Origin of the sequence: Acinetobacter sp. YH12254 (assembly GCF_013417415.1) — a bacterium.
GTDB lineage: Bacteria > Pseudomonadota > Gammaproteobacteria > Pseudomonadales > Moraxellaceae > Acinetobacter > Acinetobacter pseudolwoffii.
Genome location: NZ_VPEB01000017.1, coordinates 22680 through 43740, shown reverse-complemented (window position 1 = coordinate 43740; position 21061 = coordinate 22680). Strand labels below are relative to the sequence as shown.

General features: G+C 43.7%; 18 protein-coding genes. 9 read left to right on the top strand and 9 right to left on the bottom strand.

Going from position 1 to position 21061, the window contains the following annotated elements; all coding sequences use genetic code 11:
• Positions 1-61: 61 nt before the first annotated feature.
• The gene (locus FTV29_RS12520; RefSeq protein ID WP_180075564.1) at positions 62-1327 is read right to left on the bottom strand and encodes a carbohydrate porin; all 1266 of its coding nucleotides are present in this window, start codon (positions 1325-1327) and stop codon (positions 62-64) included.
• A 397-nt stretch (positions 1328-1724) separates the two neighbouring features.
• Here FTV29_RS12520 and mutM point away from each other — a divergent pair, with 397 nt between their 5' ends.
• Together mutM and FTV29_RS12510 are read left to right on the top strand one after the other, a co-directional pair.
• A complete protein-coding gene (gene mutM, locus FTV29_RS12515) occupies positions 1725-2585 on the top strand; it encodes a bifunctional DNA-formamidopyrimidine glycosylase/DNA-(apurinic or apyrimidinic site) lyase (protein WP_159138654.1) in 861 nt (286 codons plus the stop codon).
• Positions 2582-2866, top strand: a complete 285-nt coding sequence (locus FTV29_RS12510; RefSeq protein ID WP_005097992.1) for a peptidylprolyl isomerase — start codon at positions 2582-2584, stop codon at positions 2864-2866. Before mutM ends, FTV29_RS12510 begins: the two co-directional genes overlap by 4 nt.
• Positions 2867-2967: 101 nt before the next feature.
• Here the strand turns inward: FTV29_RS12510 and mscL are convergent, their stop codons facing one another.
• Together mscL and typA are read right to left on the bottom strand one after the other, a co-directional pair.
• Positions 2968-3408, bottom strand: a complete 441-nt coding sequence (gene mscL / locus FTV29_RS12505; RefSeq protein ID WP_005097993.1) for a large conductance mechanosensitive channel protein MscL — start codon at positions 3406-3408, stop codon at positions 2968-2970.
• 182 nt (positions 3409-3590) lie between these two features.
• Positions 3591-5429: a translational GTPase TypA gene (typA, locus tag FTV29_RS12500; protein WP_005097994.1), complete on the bottom strand. Its 1839-nt coding sequence runs from the start codon at positions 5427-5429 to the stop codon at positions 3591-3593.
• A 174-nt stretch (positions 5430-5603) separates the two neighbouring features.
• Here typA and FTV29_RS12495 point away from each other — a divergent pair, with 174 nt between their 5' ends.
• From FTV29_RS12495 to FTV29_RS12485, 3 genes are all read left to right on the top strand, one after another.
• Complete coding sequence (locus tag FTV29_RS12495; protein ID WP_005097996.1) at positions 5604-6974, top strand: uracil-xanthine permease family protein; 1371 nt, start codon at positions 5604-5606, stop codon at positions 6972-6974.
• Positions 6975-7040: 66 nt separating this feature from the next.
• Positions 7041-8075 (top strand): methyltransferase, encoded by a 1035-nt coding sequence (locus tag FTV29_RS12490; RefSeq protein ID WP_074383488.1) that lies wholly within the window; start codon positions 7041-7043, stop codon positions 8073-8075.
• Positions 8075-9538 carry an amino acid permease gene (locus FTV29_RS12485; protein ID WP_005097999.1) on the top strand — a complete coding sequence of 488 codons (1464 nt, stop codon included), beginning with the start codon at positions 8075-8077 and terminating at the stop codon, positions 9536-9538. Before FTV29_RS12490 ends, FTV29_RS12485 begins: the two co-directional genes overlap by 1 nt.
• Before the next feature lie 51 nt (positions 9539-9589).
• Here FTV29_RS12485 and FTV29_RS12480 read toward each other — a convergent pair whose 3' ends face one another.
• Positions 9590-10123, bottom strand: coding sequence for a peptidase C39 (locus FTV29_RS12480; RefSeq protein WP_159138652.1), 534 nt, complete (start codon positions 10121-10123; stop codon positions 9590-9592).
• Between the two features lie 103 nt (positions 10124-10226).
• Entirely contained in the window at positions 10227-11291 is a 1065-nt protein-coding gene (gene omp38, locus FTV29_RS12475) for an outer membrane protein Omp38 (RefSeq protein ID WP_159138651.1), read from the bottom strand.
• Positions 11292-11666: 375 nt separating this feature from the next.
• Between omp38 and FTV29_RS12470 the strand changes: the two genes are divergently transcribed.
• Both FTV29_RS12470 and FTV29_RS12465 read left to right on the top strand, forming a co-directional pair.
• Positions 11667-12188, top strand: coding sequence for a GspH/FimT family pseudopilin (locus tag FTV29_RS12470; RefSeq protein ID WP_159138650.1), 522 nt, complete (start codon positions 11667-11669; stop codon positions 12186-12188).
• Positions 12189-12298: 110 nt separating this feature from the next.
• The gene (locus tag FTV29_RS12465; protein ID WP_159516686.1) at positions 12299-13474 is read left to right on the top strand and encodes a thiolase family protein; all 1176 of its coding nucleotides are present in this window, start codon (positions 12299-12301) and stop codon (positions 13472-13474) included.
• A gap of 174 nt (positions 13475-13648) precedes the next feature.
• On the opposite strand, the gene FTV29_RS12460 is transcribed toward FTV29_RS12465, so the two are convergent.
• The 4 genes from FTV29_RS12460 to FTV29_RS12445 form a co-directional block, all read right to left on the bottom strand.
• Positions 13649-14635: a diaminopimelate dehydrogenase gene (locus FTV29_RS12460; RefSeq protein ID WP_074383493.1), complete on the bottom strand. Its 987-nt coding sequence runs from the start codon at positions 14633-14635 to the stop codon at positions 13649-13651.
• 287 nt (positions 14636-14922) lie between these two features.
• The gene (locus FTV29_RS12455) at positions 14923-15408 is read right to left on the bottom strand and encodes a DUF934 domain-containing protein (protein ID WP_005098005.1); all 486 of its coding nucleotides are present in this window, start codon (positions 15406-15408) and stop codon (positions 14923-14925) included.
• Positions 15401-17044, bottom strand: a complete 1644-nt coding sequence (locus tag FTV29_RS12450; RefSeq protein WP_005098006.1) for a nitrite/sulfite reductase — start codon at positions 17042-17044, stop codon at positions 15401-15403. Before FTV29_RS12450 ends, FTV29_RS12455 begins: the two co-directional genes overlap by 8 nt.
• 256 nt (positions 17045-17300) lie before the next feature.
• Complete coding sequence (locus FTV29_RS12445; protein ID WP_159138648.1) at positions 17301-18422, bottom strand: CaiB/BaiF CoA-transferase family protein; 1122 nt, start codon at positions 18420-18422, stop codon at positions 17301-17303.
• A gap of 213 nt (positions 18423-18635) precedes the next feature.
• Here FTV29_RS12445 and FTV29_RS12440 point away from each other — a divergent pair, with 213 nt between their 5' ends.
• Both FTV29_RS12440 and FTV29_RS12435 read left to right on the top strand, forming a co-directional pair.
• Positions 18636-19646, top strand: coding sequence for an AraC family transcriptional regulator (locus FTV29_RS12440; RefSeq protein ID WP_005169495.1), 1011 nt, complete (start codon positions 18636-18638; stop codon positions 19644-19646).
• A 170-nt stretch (positions 19647-19816) separates the two neighbouring features.
• Positions 19817-21022 carry an acetyl-CoA C-acetyltransferase gene (locus FTV29_RS12435; protein ID WP_159138647.1) on the top strand — a complete coding sequence of 402 codons (1206 nt, stop codon included), beginning with the start codon at positions 19817-19819 and terminating at the stop codon, positions 21020-21022.
• Positions 21023-21061 lie beyond the last annotated feature (39 nt).

The following is a 21061-nucleotide window of genomic DNA, read 5'->3' as shown; positions in this document are numbered from 1 at the left end:
ATCGGGCAATAAAAAACAGGCTTTAAAAAGCCTGTTTAGTTATAACTTGAACGATCACTTTTTAGAAGATGATGCGGCTGGTTAAACCAAGTAGCAGTGCATTATCTACGTTGTTGGTTGCCCCTGGATTGACTACATATTGCAGGTTTGGACGTAGCATCAGCCACTTTGTTGCATTATAGCTATAGTTGAGTTCGATATTGTATTCTGCATCGGCATTGAATGCTGGACGCGAATCTGCAAAGCGATTATTCACGTGCACACGGTTAACTGCCAGACCCAAAATATCATTCGGTTGACTGTCGAGCAGGCCAATATATTTCACCCCAAGCTGTTGTGAATGATCGACTTTATTGGTTACACGGTCATGCCAGGTGAAATTGGCAAATGAATGCAGGCCCTGACGCCCCTGACCTGTTGAAGTTAATTGCTGTTCGATGGCCAACCAGCCTGCAAAGGTACGATCTTCAGCTTGGCCAGTGACAATATCTTTTTGATTGATTGGATCATCCGCAGTATTGTACATCCCACCCACACGGTAGCTACCCGGCAAGTTATTGATGAGTGATTTGGGTGTCCATACAATTTCTGCTGGAATGGTCACGCCATCGGCATGCTTAGTATCCAAACTCCAGCCTTGACCTTCTTTAGCACCATTGCCATTGTCCGGATTAAACTCATAAACACCGACTTGTACTGCAAGTTCAGGGTTTAGCTGCTGCTTTATACGCGCACCCCATTGTGATACTGGCGTGTTCATCCAGATATTGCCTTGCCATTTACCCATCTGCGCAGCACAAAATGCTGTACTGGCAAAGTCACAGGCCATCACATTAAAGTCCATGCCCAGACCCAAACGGCCAGCCTTAATACTCAGTCCTTGCTCTTTATAATTCTTTTCAATCGAAAGTTCACTCAGACGGCTATCCTGATTGCCACGCCCAAACGTACCTTGTGCATTGGCCATCTGTGGCGCTGATGGATCTTGCAAATCACGGATAGACGTACTTTGGCCTTGGCGCGCACTCATTGCAGCACGTACCGTGACACCGTTCCATCCTGCCAGTTTTTCCAGGTCCAGTTGAGTTCCCAACCATAACTGGGCAGAAGTTAATGGATCTGCGCCTGCATTCCGGCCACCATCCGCAAGATAGGCTGTATCAGTTAGCAGATTGGCTTCAAATTTAATTCCTTGCTGAGCCAGTTCTGTACGTTGACCATTCCAGTCCCCCAGTAAATATTGACCTTGCGGATCAAATGCAGATTCTGCCTGCGCGGTTGTCATGGCAGCCATTAATGACAATAAAGCGAAACCTAAATATTTCATGTAAAACCTAAACATTCGGAGAGAAAAACAAGCAAGGTTTTTAAAATTGCTATTAGGTGCATGAATTTACATAACTTTTCCTATAAATTCTTATTATTTTTTTTATTATTGATTAAACTTTTAGTTATGCCTTAATACAAAAAATATAATTTTATTTCAAAATAGTTAAATTATTTATATGTTTTTCAAAAACTTAGGATTTATTTATTTTTGCATTCCTTTTATTTCTTTAATTTTTGGTCTAAACATGCAAAAAAACAGCTTATTCTTTAAGCTCTTACACCTCCAATAAACATGAAATCCCCAGTCATTTTCTAATGGTTGCATCCCCATTAAGACTTGTAATCTCCGTAAATTCGCCCAATATTAGCTGCATCTCCCTCGCCTCTGATGTGTTATGCCTGAATTACCAGAAGTAGAAACCACCAAAACCAGTTTATTACCCTTATTAGAACAACGTGTAAAACGGGTTGAAATCCGTCAGTCAAGTTTGCGCTGGCCCATTCCCGAAAATATACAAAAGCTGGTCGGGCAGAAATTACTCAACCTGTCGCGCCGTTCCAAATATATTCTGGCTGAGTTTGAGCACGACACCATGCTCTGGCATTTAGGCATGTCTGGCAGCTTTCGTTTGTGTGAAACAACTGAAGAATTACGCAAACATGATCATCTGATTATTCAGTTTGATGATATTGAACTGCGTTATCATGATCCGCGTCGTTTTGGCTGTATTTTATGGCTGGATGCGCAGTCACAAAGCAAACTGATTGATACGCTGGGACCAGAACCCCTGAGTGAAAATTTTAATTCTCAGTATTTATTTGAAAAATTGAAAAATAAAAATGTTGGCACCAAAGTTGCGATTATGGATAACCATGTGGTGGTAGGTGTCGGCAATATTTATGCAACCGAAAGTCTGTTCAATATGGGCATTCATCCAGCACAACCCGCCTCGACTTTAAGCTTGGCACAGATCGAAAAATTAGTGCTGGAAATCAAGCGCATATTAAAACAGGCCATTGATTTAGGCGGGTCGACATTACGGGATTACACCAACGCCATGGGGGAAAATGGCTATTTTCAGCAAACGCTGCTGGCCTATGGTCGTGCCGGGGAAATGTGCGTGAACTGTGAGACCACGCTTGAAAATATTAAACTGGGACAACGTGCTTCTGTGTTCTGTCCAGAATGTCAGCCTTTGAAAAAGATGCAACTCCCTGTCAAAAAACTGGCAACTGTACAAGGGAAAAAGTCATGAAAACAGCCATTGTGCGTCATATTCTGGTTAAAGATAAAGAAACTGCCGAGCAGCTTAAAAAGAAGATTTTGAGTGGCGCTGACTTTAATAAAATCGCCAGACAATATTCAACCTGTAATTCTGCCAAGCGTGGCGGAGAACTGGGCGAAGTGAAAAAAGGCCAACTGGTGCCTGTCATTGATAAGCTGGTGTTTACGGCTGCTGAACGGGTCTTACATGGTCCGGTCAAAAGCCAGTTTGGTTTTCATTTGGTAGAAATTAAGTTCCGAATGGATTTTTAATCTTATAAATCTCTCCCCACCTCCCTTTAACAAAAGGGGGGATTTAGGCGGATTAAAAAAACGGCGCAAGAGGCGCCGTTTTTTTATTTGTGTCAGAACGCTTATGCTTCAGGACGTTTTTTCAATTCATCACGAATTTCACGCAGTAATTCGATATCTTCAGGGGTGGCTTCAGGTGCAGGTGCTTCTTCTGCCTGTTTACGACGAAGTTTATTCATCATTTTCACAAGTAAGAATACCACCCATGCCAACAACAGGAAATTAATCAGAATCGTTAGGAAGTTACCATAAGCAAATACATTCAGGCCTTCAGCCTGTGCATTTGCCAAAGAAGTGACATTATTAGGATTATCACCCAGTACCAGGAACCAGTTAGAATAGTCAACATCCCCACCTAAAATCCAGCTAACGATTGGCATGATGATATCTTTTACAAAAGAATCAATAATTTTACCAAATGCTCCACCAATAATGACACCGACCGCGAGGTCCATCACATTGCCTTTGACAGCAAACTCTTTAAATTCTTGAATAATACTCATTTTTTCTCCAATAATTCATTTTAAAGTTTGTGATGAATTATACATTAATTATAAGTGATTTCATTTTCATATAAGGTGATGTTTTTTATAAGTTTTATGGTTCTAGTTAAAATTTTAATACAAAAAACCGCAACCTTTGAAAAGATTGCGGCTTTAGGAATCTTAGATCAATAATTTACAGATTATTTACCTGAACGGTTACGTTTACGTTCGTTTTCAGTCAAATAACGCTTACGGATACGGATTGACTTCGGTGTTACTTCAACTAGTTCGTCATCTTCAATGAATTCAAGCGCTTGTTCAAGCGTATATTCAACTGCAGGAACAAGTGTTAATGCTTCATCAGTACCAGATGCACGTACGTTGGTTAACTGTTTTGCCTTAGTCGGGTTCACAGTCATGTCGTCAGAACGTGAGTTAATACCAATAATCATACCTTCGTAAACTTCTAACTGAGGCTTAGCGAATAGACGACCACGGTCTTGTAATGTGAACAATGCATAGCCCAGGCAAGTACCTTGAACCATAGAGATCAACACACCGTTTTGACGTTTCGCAACTTGGCCTTGTTTCATTGGACCATAATGCGAGAAGCTTGATGTCATGATACCCGTACCTGAAGTCATCGTCATGAATTCAGAACGGAAACCGATCAAGCCACGTGAAGGAACAGTTGCTTCAATACGGATACGGCCTTTACCGTCAACTTCCATATTGGTCATCTCGCCTTTACGGCTGCCCATTTGCTCCATTACAGAACCTTGGTGCTGTTCTTCAACGTCAAACGTCACGTTTTCGTACGGTTCTTGCATTTGACCGTCAATTTCTTTCAAGATGACTTGCGGACGAGATACACCCATCTCGAAGCCTTCACGGCGCATGTTCTCAATTAAAACTGAAAGGTGAAGTTCACCACGGCCAGATACTTTGAAACGGTCAGGACTGTCAGTGTCTTCAACACGTAATGCGACGTTGTGGATCAATTCGCGATCTAGACGCTCACGAATGTTACGTGAAGTTACGAATTTACCTTCTTTACCAGCAAACGGTGAGTTGTTTACCTGGAATGTCATTGTGACTGTAGGTTCATCTACAGAAAGCGGTGGAAGCGCTTCAACAGCTTTCGGATCACAAATCGTGTCAGAAATGTTCAATGCATCGATACCCGTTACGCAAACGATATCACCTGCATTGGCTTCTTCGATGTCCACACGGTCTAAACCATGATAACCCATGATTTTTAAGATACGACCGTTACGTGTTTTGCCTTCTTTATCGATTACAGTCACTTGCGTGTTCAATTTAACTGAACCACGTTGAATACGACCAACACCGATAACGCCTACGAAGCTGTTATAGTCAAGTGAAGACACTTGCATTTGGAATGGACCATCAACGTCAACTGCTGGCGGTTCAACGATGTCTACAATTGTTTGGAACAATGGCGTCATGTCGTCAGCAAGTTCTTCTGGAGAAGGACCCGCCACACCACGAAGACCAGATGCATAAACGACCGGGAAGTCTAACTGTTCGTCAGAACCACCTAAGTTATCGAACAAATCGAATACCTGGTCAATCACCCAGTCTGGACGTGCGCTTGGCTTATCAACTTTGTTAATAATTACGATTGGCTTCAAACCACGTGCGAACGCTTTTTGCGTTACAAAACGTGTTTGTGGCATCGGGCCTTCTTGTGAATCGACAAGAAGAAGCACGCAGTCAACCATCGACATTACACGTTCAACTTCACCACCGAAGTCGGCGTGTCCCGGGGTGTCCACGATGTTAATACGGTATTCAGTATTGGTACGTGCATCCGTCCATTTAATTGCAGTGTTTTTTGCAAGAATGGTAATACCACGTTCACTTTCGATAGCGCCAGAATCCATGACACGCTCAATCTCACCCGCGCGATCACCGAGAGCACCTGATTGTTGCAAAAGTTTGTCTACAAGAGTGGTTTTACCATGATCGACGTGCGCAATAATGGCGATGTTACGGAGAGTTTTAATATCTGACATGTAAATTCAATGCGTATGTAATTTGAGGGCAAATTATACAGAAAAATACAAAACTTTTATAGTCACTGTTACCACACTCCTCAACTTTTTTTAAGGAGATGGGCTTTTTTTGATTTTGTAAAGGCGTGTAACTCGATTAGAATAGCGCCACCCTGCCTTAATTTGCATTGACACATGTCTGATTTTAATCAATCTCCTCCTCCTAAAGATCAACTCGACCTGGTATATGGTCTGGATGATCGTCCAAAACCATTTATTGCTTTTTTAGCTGCATTCCAACATTTATTGGCAATTATTGTCCCGATCGTGACCCCTGGCTTGCTAATTTGTCTGGCACTTGGGGTATCCAAAGAAGATACCAACATGATTTTGTCCATGTCCCTGGTGATCTCGGGTATCGCGACTTTTTTACAGTCTAAAAAAGTCGGACCTTTTGGTGCCGGTCTGTTGATTGTTCAGGGAACCAGCTTTAACTTTATCGGCCCAATTATTGGTATTGGTTCAGCCATGGTTGCTGCCGGTACGCCAGTTGAGTCAGTCATGGCAGCAATTTTTGGTGTGGTGATTGCAGGTGCATTTATTGAAATGGGCGTGTCCCAGATTCTGCCTTGGATAAAAAAACTGATTACCCCTTTGGTGACCGGGATTGTCGTCCTTCTGATTGGTTTAACCTTAATTAAAGAAGGTCTAATCAGTATGGGCGGTGGTTATCAGGCCATGAGCGATAAAACTTTTGCCAATGCAGACAACCTAATCATGTCCTGCACAGTCTTGGCGCTGATCATTATCCTGAACCGTATCCGGATTACCTGGGTAAAAAGTTCTGCCATTTTGATTGCCCTGGTTTGTGGTTATATTCTGGCCGGCTTTATGGGCCATCTGGATTTTTCCGGCTTAAAAGATGCCCCACTGGTACAGATTCCAACTCCAATGCATTTCGGTTTAAGCTTCTCCTGGAGCCTGTTTATTCCGATGGCATTCATTTATCTGGTGACCTCTTTAGAAGCGATTGGCGATATCACGGCGACCTCAAAGCTTTCTAACCAGCCAGTCGATGGGCCAAAATGGATGCAGCGCATTAAAGGCGGTGTACTGGTCAATGGCGCCAATTCATTCCTTGCCGGTATTTTTAACACCTTCCCAAGTTCGGTATTTGCACAAAATAACGGTGTGATTCAGTTGACGGGTGTAGCGAGCCGTTATGTCGGCATCTGGATTGCTGCTTTACTGATCATTCTGGGTTTGCTGCCTGCGGTTGCCGGGATTATCCAGGCGGTTCCGCAAGCGGTACTGGGTGGTGCAGTGATGGTGATGTTTGGTGCAGTAGCAGCTTCCGGCATTAATATTCTGTCTGGCGTACATCTGGACCGCCGTGCCCTGCTGATTATTGCGATTTCACTGGCACTGGGTTTAGGTGTTGCACAAGTTCCACAAATTCTTGAGCATCTTCCTGAGTTATTCCGTAATATCTTTAGCTCAGGCGTTGCCACTGGCGGTATTGCTGCCCTTATTCTGAATGTTGTACTTCCTGAAACAAAGAAGTAATTTCATGTCCAAAGAACACTGTCTAGGTCAGACTTAGGCAGTGTTCTTTATATTGGAGAGATACCTATGGATCCTAAAAGCGAAGTTTTATTAAGACAATATGATTTTTTGTCGGGTCGCATCTTACTCATTAATGCACCGACAGATGATCTACTCGCTGAATTCGATGCCTCTATCAATCCCGCTGTCTGGACATGGAATTTTAATGATTTTCAATATTTCCAGTCGCAACAAGCAGATGTCCACTTTGGCGCAGAGATGCCTGAAGCTGAGTTTGATCAGGCGGTTATTTTTGTACCCAAGTCTAAAGAACTGCTCAATTATTTACTGCATAATGTGGCAGCACAACTTAAACCGGGCAGCAGTATTTTCCTGGTCGGTGAAAAGAAAGGCGGGATAGAGCGTGCAGCCAAACAGTTGCAGCCTTATGGTAAAACCCTCAAACTGGATAGCGCACGTCATTGCCAGCTTTGGCAACTGGTTCTAGACCACACGGTCGAGAAAAAATCACTTGCTGACTGGGCACAGCGTTATAGCGTCTCGACCCCGAATGGTGACCTGAATATTTGTGCCCTGCCAGGCGTGTTTAGTCAAAACCGTTTAGATATTGGGACTGCCACCTTATTACCTTATTTATCACAAGTCACCTCGGGTAAAATCGCTGACTTTGGTTGTGGCGCAGGTGTAATTAGTGCGTATCTGGCAAAGTTGAATCCGAAAAACCGGATTTTTGCCATGGATGTGGATGCCTTTGCGCTGGCCTCCACCCAAATGACCTTTGATGAAAACCAGCTTAGCCCTGAACAGATCGAAATTAAAGCGGTCACTGGCATTGCTGATGCACCCTTGTTCTTGCATGCCATTGTCAGTAATCCGCCTTTTCATATGGGAATCGAGACCGATTACACGGCCAGCGAAACCTTGTGTAAAACTTCGCGTCGTCATTTAAAATCAGGTGGCGAGCTTTGGATCGTGGCCAACCGTTTCTTAAACTACCCGACCCTGATTGAACAAAACTTTGGTCGCTGCACAGTGAAAGCGGATCAACAAGGCTTTAAAGTGCTGTTCGCTAGCACACAAAAAAATGTTAAGGAATCATGATGAGCGAAACGCAAAATACGATGCAGCTGCAGCGTAAGCTGGGTGCTCGTCATCTGAATATGATCGCCATTGGCGGATCCATCGGTACAGGTCTATTCCTGGCCTCGGGTGCGACCATTGCCAATGCCGGGCCAGGCGGAGCACTACTTGCTTATGCACTGATTGGTGTCATGATTTATTTCTTGATGACCAGTTTGGGCGAACTCGCCACGCATAATCCCACCTCGGGTGCATTTTTCACTTATGGCACTAAATATGTCGAGGGCGGTTTTGGTTTCGCCTTGGGCTGGAACTACTGGTACAACTGGGCCATTACCGTAGCTTTTGAGCTGGTTGCCGTTCAGTTCATCATGAAATTCTGGTTTCCCGATATTCCTGGTGTTTATTGGAGTGCAATTTTCCTGGCCATTATTTTTGGGATTAATGCCCTGACAGTTAAAGGCTTTGGTGAATCTGAATTCTTCTTCTCTCTGGTGAAAGTTGTCGCGATTATTGCCTTTATCATTATCGGTATCTGGATGATCGTGAAGATTATGCTGACCCCAGGCGCAGAAGCATTTGCCAACTGGAGTATTGGTGACGCACCTTTTGTCGGTGGTTTCCAAGCCTTAATTGGCGTGGCGATGATTGCCGGATTCTCCTTTCAGGGAACCGAAATGGTCGGGGTGGCTGCGGGCGAATCGAAAGATCCAAAGAAAACCATTCCGGTGGCAATCAAGCAGATTTTCTGGCGTATCCTGTTATTTTATATCGTGTGTATTTTCATTATCGGCACATTAATTGCCTACAATGACCCACGCTTATTACAGGCGGCTGCGACCGACAATATTGCGCTTTCTCCTTTTACCCTGCTCTATGAAAAGGCCGGCTTTGCCTTTGCTGCGAGCATTATGAATGCGGTGATTTTGACAGCCATTCTGTCTGCGGGTAACTCAGGCATGTATTCATCTACACGCATGCTATTTGATATGGCACGTAAAGGTAGTGCGCCAAAACTGTTTGGCCGTCTGGATCCACGTGGTGTACCGATGAATGCCCTGTATGCCACCACTGCGATCGCAGCACTGTGTTTCCTGACCACCTTCTTCGGTGAACAGGAAGTCTTTAACTGGCTACTCAATATGTCGGGCATGTGCGGCTTTATTGTCTGGCTCGGGATTGCGATTTCACACTATCGCTTCCGCAAAGGTTACTTGGCTCAAGGCTACAAACTGGAAGATCTGGCTTATCGCGCCAAGTTCTTCCCCTTTGCTCCTTGGTTTGCTTTTATTCTCTGTGCGATTGTCGTCCTTGGTCAAAACTATCAGGATGTTCTGGCAGGTCAATGGATGGGGGTTCTCTCGACCTATATCAGTATTCCATTGTTCTTGGCAATCTGGTTCGGATACAAATGGAAGAAAAAATCCAAACTGGTGTCTTATCAAGAGATGGATGTACAACCCATGAAACTTGATCAGGAATAAACCATCATAAATTAAAAAATCAGCCTACGGGCTGATTTTTAATTTCTTAGATTAGTTATGCCGCATGACAAAATTACGGTCATCGATCACAATCACTTGCTGACAGATCCCCTCTGCCTGACGCTGCTGCTCGAATACATCTGCCGGCATCGCATCAAAACTGTCAAAGAAACTGATCTCATGTTCATCTATTGCATAGATCAGTGAATGATTACCGACCCCTTCTAAGGTATCGTAGAAAACAATCACGAAACGGCCTGCTTCCACCTGCTGCTGGACTTCTGTATAAGAGATCACACGCTCTTCAACAGGTATTTTAAGTGTCTGTGCTTGTTGATAAAAATCAAGCTCGACTGGCTGTTTATCTGCATCATATTCGCTAAAAAAAGCAACATCCAGTCCCAGCGTCTGCAAAGCCACTGCAAGGGCAATAGTTGAAGTTCCCATTTCCGGATTGTGACGACAGAGCTGAACCAAGTCCGGAATATGCAGGTCAATTCCATAATGATGGAAAATCATCCAGATCGAGAAAATTCCGCTATTGGCTTCCAGATTTTGTAAATCTTCCGGAATTTCTATACTCACGCTTTTACTCAACTACATTTTCAGTGCCTAGGTAGTGTAGTCAAAATTCAGATATAAAAAAAGCGGCTCATAGGAGCCACTTTTTTAACAATTCAATAATTAATTATTGAGCTTGTTGTTGACCTTCAACTAGTACAGTACGGCTACCAGTGATCGTCGCGAATACACGACGGTTCATAGCACGACCTTCTTTAGTGTTGTTGTCAGCAATCGGTTGATCCCAAGCAAAACCTTGAGTAGACAAACGAGATGCATCTACGTTGTATTCATTCACAAGTGAAGATTTAACAGAGTTAGCACGAGCCAGAGATAAACGTTCGTTTAGTGCACGTGGACCAGTGTTGTCAGTGTGACCTTCGATGCGAGCAGTAGCGTTTGGATATTCAACTAGCTTCTCAGCAACTTTCGCGATTTCTGGTTTGTATTGATCTTTGATGTTTGATTTGTTGGTATCAAAGAACACACGAAGTTCCATGTTCAGGTCTTCAGTCAACTCTTGTGGAGCTGGAGCAACCGGAGTTACAGGCTCAACTGGAGCAACTTCTACTACTGGAGCAGCTGGCTTCAGACGGCCACCTAGAACTACGTTAAGGCCAGCAAGTGCTGTATAGTTCCAGAATTTTTCGTCAAAGTGGTAAGTACCACGAGCTTCAGTACGTAGTGCCAATGCATCGTTGATGTGCCAGAATGCACCGATACCCGCGTTACCTAGCGTACCTTCTTCTTCAAAACCACGACCAACACGACCTAATTGAACTTCATCAGCACCATCAAATTCATATTTGTAGTGACCCGCACCTAAAAGCATGTATGGCTTTACTTTGCTGTCATAGTTGCCAGTGAATACATCAGAAGTTGCATAGAAGTTACCTGCAATATTCTGACCTTTGTATTCAGCACCAGGTAGACCTGTCATATCGCCTTTTACTTGGCTATATTCAGCTTCAAAACCTAACCAAGGAGTAAGTTCTACACCAATAGCAGCACCTACAAATAAATCATCTTCCATTTGACCAGAAGTTGTTAACTCACCATCGTTACCGCCATTGTTGTGCTGAGTGTCTTGGAATGTATAACCTAACATCAACGGAGTAACAGTTACGCCTGCATTTGCAGCAGCAAAAGGTGCAGCTACAAGCATAGCTAAAGCAATACGACTCATTTTCATGGATTTATCCTCCAGAGATAACAATTGTTGTTCAAGCTCAAGCCCGTAATAGGCCATCCTGAGATAGGCTTTTTATTACCCCAGTTTTATTCTTAAGCTATTCACATGGCATCATACAAACACTTTATTATTTTTCCAAGTGCTTGATTAATTTAATCAAGTAAATTATTGACAAAATTACTTACAATTTCCGTTGTAATTCAGTAATTTTTTACTCAATTTTTTATTCTGAATGACCTATTGTGATTGCCAATTATTTTTTAATAGCTTTCTTGAATTTTGAGTAACAGCTAAATTACACGCTCAACAAAGCATAAAAAACGCATAATTAATAACATGTTTCCTATAAAAATAATATATAAATCAGGTAAATCTATGTATAGAAAAATAACAAGAGCGTTCACTATTGTTGAATTGATTATCTGTGTTGCAGTGCTTGCAATTTTGGCCAGTATTGCCCTGCCTTACTTTCATGAATATCAGTCCAGACAGGAAGCCAAACAGATTCCTATCAAATTATCTGCGGTTAACCGTTATGCACGTAGTCAGGCTGCCGTGTTTCACCAGAATATTGTGATCTGTCCCAGTCAGGATTCACTCAGCTGTCACCCCAATCAATGGAATAAAAATATACTGGTCTTTATTGATAAAAATAAAAACCGGCAAGTCGATGCAGGCGAACAAATTTTACACATTGATGCTCTAAATCTTAAATATGGCAACCTGAGTTGGCGAGGCGCATTAAGTTCACCAAGTGTCACTTATCAGGCACATACCGCCCTTCCGATTGGTTCGAATGGTAGTTTCTATTATTGTTCTGCTCAACTTTCCAGCCAGCAGCGTATTGTACTGAGTAAAATGGGGCATATCCGGGTAGAAAGCCTCTCCTCATGCTAACAGAACTATCCAGTTTAAGATTGACTGCGATTAACCCTTCAATCCTAGTTTTTTTTCAATATACTGCTTATGTTTGAAAAATTGATTAAAACTTATACGGAGATATAACAATGACCGACATCGTGATTGTCAATGGTGCACGTACAGCCATGGGTGGCTTTCAAGGCAGCCTTGCCAGTGTAACTGCTCCTGAACTTGGTGCCGCTTCAATTAAAGAAGCAATTGCTCGTGCAGGTTTACAACCCGCAGATATTGAAGAAGTCATTATGGGTTGTGTTCTTCCTGCAGGTTTAAAACAGGGACCTGCACGTCAAGCGATGCGTCAGGCAGGTCTTCCGGATTCGACTGGGGCAGTAACCATTAATAAGCTATGTGGTTCTGGCATGAAAGCAGTGATGCAAGCAGCCGATATGATTAAAGCCGGCTCTGCACATATTGTTGTGGCAGGGGGTATGGAATCAATGACCAATGCACCTTATGTGCTGCCTAAGGCACGTGGCGGGTTCCGTATGGGGCATGGTGAAATCAAAGACCATATGTTCCTTGATGGTCTTGAAGATGCCGAGACTGGTCGTTTGATGGGTTCATTTGCCCAAGATATGGCAAATACCAAAGGCTATACTCGCGAACAGATGGATGATTTCGCCATTCGCTCATTGAAACGTGCACAAACTGCTGTGAATGAAGGCTATTTTTCTGATGAAATCGTAGCAGTTACGGTAAAAACACGTAAAGGTGATGTGGTTGTTGATAAAGATGAACAACCCTTCAATGCCAATATTGATAAAATTCCAACCCTGCGTCCAGCCTTTGCCAAAGACGGCACCATTACCGCTGCCAATGCCAGCTCAATTTCTGATGGTGCATCAGCTCTGGTGATTAGCTCAGCGGATCATGCCGCAGCAAAAGGTTTAAATCCTTTGGCCAAAATTGTTGCCTATGCTTCAAATTCACAGCATCCTTCTGAATTTACCATAGCGCCAGTGGGTGCAATTCAAAAGGTTCTCGATAAAGCAGGTTGGAATGCTCAAGATGTCGACCTCTGGGAAATCAATGAAGCCTTTGCCATGGTGACCATGTGTCCAATGGATGAGTTCAAGCTTGATCCTGAAAAAGTCAACATTAACGGCGGTGCCTGTGCCCTCGGTCATCCTGTCGGTTCAACCGGTTCACGTATTATCCTGACTTTGATTCATGCGCTGAAACGTACCGGTGGTAAACGTGGTATTGCTGCACTTTGTATCGGTGGCGGTGAAGCGACTGCTGTGGCGATTGAGTTGCTTTAATTAAAAGTCTCCCTTTTAAAAGAGAGATTTAGAGGGATTTTAGAAATCCTCCCCTCTTGCGGAACATCGTTCCTCATCCTTTAATAAAGGAGGGGGAATTTTAGAAATCAAAAAGCCTCCAATTGGAGGCTTTTTATCGTCAAATATTCAAAGCTGTACTTTAAATGATAAGACTTAAAGAATTTCTTTACGAAGTTGCTCAGGTGATTTCATTGACAACAAGCCCGGTGCCACATCAAATGCTGTTTTTGCACCATACTGCTGCATTTGATTTAAACGATAAGTTGCACGTGCATAAGCAACTAAAACGCTGGCTGTAAATTCTGGATTACTTTCTAGTTTTAATGAAAACTCAAGCACTTGTTTATGTGCATCACTGGTGTTTCCACTACGAATCACAAAACCACCATGCGGCATACGCTGGTGATCTTGTGCTAAAGTTGCTTCATCAATGAAATTCACAGTCGTGTCATAGTCGGCAAAATAATCCGGCATGGTCACAATCGCTTGCTTCACTGCTTCGGCATCTGCACCCTCTGCAAGCACCACATAACACTCACGGGTATGTTTTTCTTTGGTCGTTAATACTGGACGAATACCACTACGTACTTTCTCAATTGCTTCTGTTGAAGGAATGGTATATTGCACCCCTGCTTTCACACCTTCTACACGACGAATGGCATCTGAATGACCCTGGCTTAAGCCTTTGCCCCAGAAAGTATAGGTTTCACCGTCTGGCAGTAAAGCTTCACCAAATAAGCGATTGATCGAGAACATGCCTGGATCCCAACCAATAGAGATCATCGCAGTTTTCTTGCTGGCTGTTGCAGGTGCATCGACCGCTGCATAATATTCAGGAATACGTGCGTGGGTGTCAAAACTATCGACAATATTAAACTGGCTGGCCAAGATCGGACCTTGTTGCGGTAAGTCGTCTTTTGAACCGCCACATAAAATCAGCACATCAATTTTATCTTGGAAATCTGTCAGTGAGTCCATATGGAACACTTGGGTTGCTGCGAAGCAAGGAGATACCGTTTCAGGCGCACGACGGGTAAAAATACCCACAAGTTGTAAATCTGGATTCTTTTGAATGGCGGTTTCAACGCCACGACCCAAGTTGCCATAACCAGCAATACCAATACGGATAGAATTTTGCATAAAGACAAGTCACTTCATCATGAAAAAATTAAAAAAATAAATCAGATGACGATCCCATTAAAATCGCCCTCTTGATTGATTTTGCATACTCGAAAATTAGCGCTCTGCTCGCGTTACTCTCAGCATAAAGATACTTATGCTACAGCAATTCGCAGCAATTTAAAGCATTCAGGATAGTATAGAAACAATCATATCTATCGTCCAAAGCAAACAAAAAGCCTGCATTGCAGGCTTTTTGTTTATAAGAAAAACAGACTTATTTACAGACAAGCTTTTTAACCCTCAGGTTAGGCACCTGTTTGATAATTTGCCTGATTCACCGCGGTCGATGCCTGGTACGGATTTTTAAAATCATTTAAACCGGCAGCCGCCTCCTGAATGTCTTTACCTTCTTTAATCACGAAAGTATCGAAACCAGAACGCTTCATGTAGTTCAACACATCTTTGAATACATCACCAGTGGCACGAAGTTCGCCTTGAAAACCTTGACGGCGTAAAAGTGCTGCAAATGAATAGCCACGGCCATCATTAAAACCGGCGAATTCAATAAAGATTGCATCTAATTGAGCTAGCGGAAATTCATTGCTTTCAGGTGAAGCATCAACGGTTAAGTACAATGCTTTTTTACCTGAAACATGGCGAAGTTGATCTAACTGATCTACCGTCAGGACCACATCACCTTGTGGTAAAACACCCTCTTCACCGATGAGCTGATAAGTATTTTCTGTCACTGTGCCATCTTTAGAGAGCACTGCGAGTGCGGTATTAAGCATATGCACGCTCCTTGAATGGTTGGATGCCAACACGGCGATAAGTATCGATAAACTCTTCAGCATCCTGACGTAGATCAAGATAGGTATTAAGAATTTCTTCTACAATATCCGGCACTACATCTGCTGCAAATGACGGCCCAAGAATGTCGCCAATTGAGGCATCATGGTCTGCATTACCGCCAAGCGTGATCTGGTAGAATTCAGCGCCTTTTTTATCAACACCCAAAATCCCGATATTACCGACATGGTGATGACCACAGGCATTCATACAACCAGAGATGTTCAAGTCCAGTTTACCCAAGTTGTAAATGGTATCCAGATCATCAAAACGGCGTGAAATCGCTTCAGAAATCGGAATCGATTTTGCATTGGCCAATGAACAGAAATCACCGCCCGGGCAGCAGATGATGTCGGTCAAGAAACCGATATGGGCACGTGCCAGGTTGTTTTGTTCAAGAGTTTGCCATACAGCGAACAAATCTTTTTGCGGCACATCGACCAGCGAGATATTTTGTTCATGCGTGGTACGTAATTCACCGAAAGTGTACTGATCGGCAAGGTCTGCAATCAGGTTCATTTCTTCGGTGCTGACATCACCCGGTGCAATGCCGGCACGTTTCAGTGAAATCGTCACAATACGATAACCTTTCACTTTATGTGCATTGGTATTGATATTGAACCACTGTTTGAATTTTGGATATTGCGCAAACAATTCAGTAAAATCTTCATCTGCATAATCTTGATAATCAAATGGGGTGAAGTTTTCATCCATTTTTGCCAAGGTGTCTGCATCGATTTTCAAAGTCTTAACAGTATGCGCAAATTCAGCTTCAACTTTCTCAGCAAATACCGCTGGCGTTAAAGCTTTGACCAAAATTTTGATACGGGCTTTATATTTGTTGTCGCGACGACCATGCAAGTTATACACACGAAGCACTGCTTCAAGATAAGCAATCAAGTCTTCACGTGGCAGGAACTCACGGATAAAGCTGCCAATCACTGGAGTACGGCCAAGACCACCACCCACTTTGATTTTATAGCCCATTTCGCCGGCTTCATTACGCACAATATATACACCGATATCGTGAAATGCAGTGGCTGCACGGTCGGTTTCTTCAAGCGCAGAGACTGCAATCTTGAACTTACGTGGCAAGAAAGCAAATTCCGGATGGAAAGTTGACCATTGACGGATCAACTCACAGGTCGGACGTGGATCGGCAATTTCACCAGCCACTACACCGGCATACTGATCCGTCGTGGTATTACGGATACAGTTGCCTGAAGTCTGAATCGCATGCATTTGCACGGTCGCCAGTTCAGCCAGCATATCTGGCACGTTTTCCAGTGCCGGCCAGTTAAACTGGATGTTTTGACGGGTCGAAATATGCGCGTAACCACGGTCATATTCTTTAGCCAAATCAGCCACTTTACGCAGTTGCTTTGAGTTCATCAAACCATAAGGCACTGCAATACGTAACATCGGCGCATAACGCTGTACATACAGACCATTTTGCAGACGAAGCGGACGATACTCATCTTCGGTGAGTTTACCGGCTAAATAACGTTCCGTTTGGTCACGGAACTGTGCAACACGTTCATTAATCAGTTGCTGATCGAAATCAGTATATAAATACATGGCGTACAGCTGCTAGTAGTTTCTATTATATCGATCGCAAGGATAGCGAGATTAAACCTATCAATAAAATGCTTTTTATACATATTTCATAGCTGTTTTATTGATAAGCCTGCCAAAGTTTCACTGATATCACGGTTTAGCGCATTTAGTGTAGTTTTAAAGCAATAATGCTTTAATTCATCAATCGTTAGCAGTTATCTTCATATAGTGATATTTCAATCTTTTACCCTTTTTGTCTTTTAAATAATTAAAAATATTACCATTTTTCACTCTCACCCAAAAACTGACCGGCAAAATCATAACGTATCTTTGAACGTGAAAATTTAATCGGACAGGCCAGTTGTGCTTCGGTCTGCTGACTATCGGGTTTTAATGGAACCTGAACTAGCCATTCTCGCTGTTGCGCTAAATCAGAATGCAAAGCTTCTTCAAGTTTTAGCACCGGCTCAACACAGACATCCAGCGCTGCGAATAGTGTTTGCCATTCCGCTAATGATTTTGACTTTATTCTATTTTGAATTGCCTGTTTCACCGCAGCACGATCTTCTGGAGCAAAAGAATTGCCTTTTTCTAGAATAATCGGCAGCTCTAAAGCCTGTGCCAATCCCTGCATAAATTGAGGTTCCAGACTGCCAATCGACAGATAACGTCCATCCTGTGTTGCATAATAGTCATAGAAAGTCCCGCCATTCAGATAGCCTGATTCTGGCCGTTGATGCTGATTGCCAGCCAGGCTGGCTGAAGCCGCCAGATTATTCATCGTCACCACGCAATCGGTCATGGAAATATCAATATATTGCCCTTTGCCACTTTGCTGGCGTTCAATTACGGCAGCCAGAATCGCAATCACGGCATGCATGGAACCACCGGCTACATCGGCAACCTGAATACCTAAAGCAGGTGGCCCACTTTCAATCCGGCCACTGTGTCCAGCAATACCGGACAAGGCCAGATAGTTAATATCATGTCCTGCTTTCGCTTTGTAAGTACCGGTTTGGCCATAGCCAGTGATGGAACAGTAAATTAATTTGGGGTTAATTTCGCTTAAGATTAAGTAGTCCAGTCCAAGCCGTTGCATCACGCCGGGACGGAATTGCTCAATCACAATGTCATAATCTGCAATCTTGGATTTGACCAGTTCGATATTGGTCGGATCTTTCAAATCCAGTGCTACCGATTGCTTGTTTCGGTTCAGATAACTCTGTGAAGTGGCCTGTCCATTGGCAAAGGGGGGCATTAATCGCAACAGGTCCGGGCGGGTCGGTGATTCAATATGCACAACCTCGGCGCCGAGATCAGCCAGATATAATGTCGCGAATGGGCCCGGCAATAATGTAGAAAAGTCTAGAATTTTCAATCCTTTTAAGGTATATGACATTGGAGTATTTGCTCTACTTATATTGCTTTTTTCAGCATCATAGAAACATAAATGCATAAAAACAATGTCATGTTCAGCCATTTACCTTGATAGTTTCGGCAATCTAATATGTAAGAAAATGGCAAAGGTGTTCTTGTAAATTGCCATTGCTTTATTATTTTTCGTCATTTAGGTCAAATATTAGTGAACATTAAAGAGACTGAAGGATTAAACATGAGTCGTGATACGATCAGTATCCATTTCGTCAATGCAGCCTTATCTGGCGTCAAGCGTCTAGGCATGGATGTCGATACTTTATTGTCTCACGTCGGAATTGAAGCAGAACTGCTGCATCAACCTAAAGCCCGTATTTCACCTGAACAATATACCCGCTTTATTAAAATGTTATGGATGGTGACTCAGGACGAGCATGTTGGCTTTGACAAACAGCAACGCCGATTGGGCACTTTTGCCATCATGTGTCAGCTCATCATTCATGCCAAAACCTTAGGTGATGCACTGGAACTTTCTTCGCAGTTCTATAAACTCTTCGGTGATGACTGGTCGGTGACCCTGGAACGTGACAAACACGAAGCACGTCTGGTGCCCCTCATTCCAAATGCGATGGATCCGGATCATTTTATTACCGAAAGTATGCTGATGATCTGGCATGGTCTGGCATCTTGGCTGATTGAACGTCGTTTACCGCTGGAACGTGTGCATTTTAGCTATCCACGTCCAGCCCATGCTGACGAATATGATGCCCTGTTCTTTGCGCCGGTAATGCAGTTCGACATGCCACGCACCGAAATCACTTTTGCTGCGGACTATCTGGACCTGCCAATCCGTCAGAATGAAGAAACCTTAGAGGAATTCTTGAAAGCTGCACCTGCTCAGCTCTTGGTGAAGTTTAAAAATACCAACTCGCTGACCTCAAGAATCCGTGATGTATTGAAGAGCCAGATTGGCGAAGAAATGCCGACATTGAATGATGTCGCGTCAATGCTGTATTTATCTCCTCAAACCTTGCGCCGCCGTCTGGCTGCCGAAGGTAAAAGCTATCAAGGCGTGAAAGATGCCCTGCGCCGTGATGCTGCGATTCATCTGTTATTGAATCCAGATCTAACCCTCGAAGATGTCGCGCAGCAGGTCGGTTTCAGTGAAACCAGTACCTTCCATCGTGCCTTCAAGAAATGGACCGGTGTAACCCCAGGTCTATATCGCCAGTTGCATGGTTATCATTAATTAAAATTCTCGATATCCTCTTCTCCAGCCCAGGTTTCCAGACCTGGGCTTTTTTTATTGGCAAAAATCATCAAATGATCTGGTCCGTTCTCGTCATTGCACTTCAAAATTTAAGTATTACACTCGAGTCATTAGAATAATTTTCAGCAAATTAATAAAAGGGACATGCTATGAGCGAGGCATATATTATCGACGCCATTCGCACGCCACGCGGAAAAGGTAAAAAAGATGGATCTTTACATCAAGTCAAACCCATTTCATTACTGACTGGCTTGCTTAACGAACTTCAGGCACGTCATCAATTTGATACATCAAAAGTCGATGATATTGTGCTAGGTTGTGTCACTCCGATTGGTGATCAAGGCGCCGATATTGCCAAAACCGCGGCGATCGCAGCGGGTTGGGACAATGATGTCGCCGGTGTACAAATCAACCGTTTCTGTGCTTCCGGTCTGGAAGCTGTCAATCTGGCTGCACAAAAAGTCCGTTCTGGCTGGGAAGATCTGGTCGTTGCAGGCGGCGTCGAATCCATGTCCCGCGTGCCGATGGGTTCCGATGGTGGCCCTTGGGCACTGGATCCTGAAACCAATATGGCCTGTGATTTTATTCCGCAAGGTATTGGCGCGGACTTGATTGCCACGATTGACGGTTATAGCCGCACCGACGTAGACCAGTTTGCCGAGCAATCCCAGAAGAAAGCCGCTGCCGCACAAGCCAATGGTTATTTCAACGCTTCTGTTATCCCGGTCAAAGACAAGGCCGGTGTGGTGATTCTGGACAAAGACGAATTTATCAAACCGACCACAACTGCTGAAGGCTTAGGCAAACTCAATCCTAGTTTCGCGACCATGGGACAGATGGGCTTTGATGCCATCGCCCTACAAAAATATCCTGAAGTTGGCACGGTGAATCATGTGCATCATGCCGGGAATTCTTCCGGAATCGTCGATGGTGCAGCCGTAGTTCTCATCGCATCAGAACAAGCGATCAAAGAACAAGGTTTAAAACCGCGTGCCAAAGTACTGGCCACGGCGCTGGTCGGGGCTGATCCTACCATTATGCTGACCGGCCCTGCCCCGGCAGCACGTAAAGCTTTGGCTAAAGCTGGCTTGACGATTGATGATATTGACCTGTTTGAAGTCAATGAAGCTTTTGCTGCGGTGGTGATGCGATTTATTAGCGAACTCAATGTTGATCCAGCGAAAGTGAATGTGAATGGTGGTGCAATCGCTATGGGTCATCCATTGGGCGCAACAGGCGCGATGATTCTGGGAACTTTACTGGATGAGTTAGAACGCCAAGGCAAAAAACGTGGACTAGCCACACTGTGTGTCGGTGGCGGTATGGGCATCGCCACCATTATTGAATTGGTTTAACTCAAATATTTAAAGTGTTTGATTCACGTTTTAGTCATA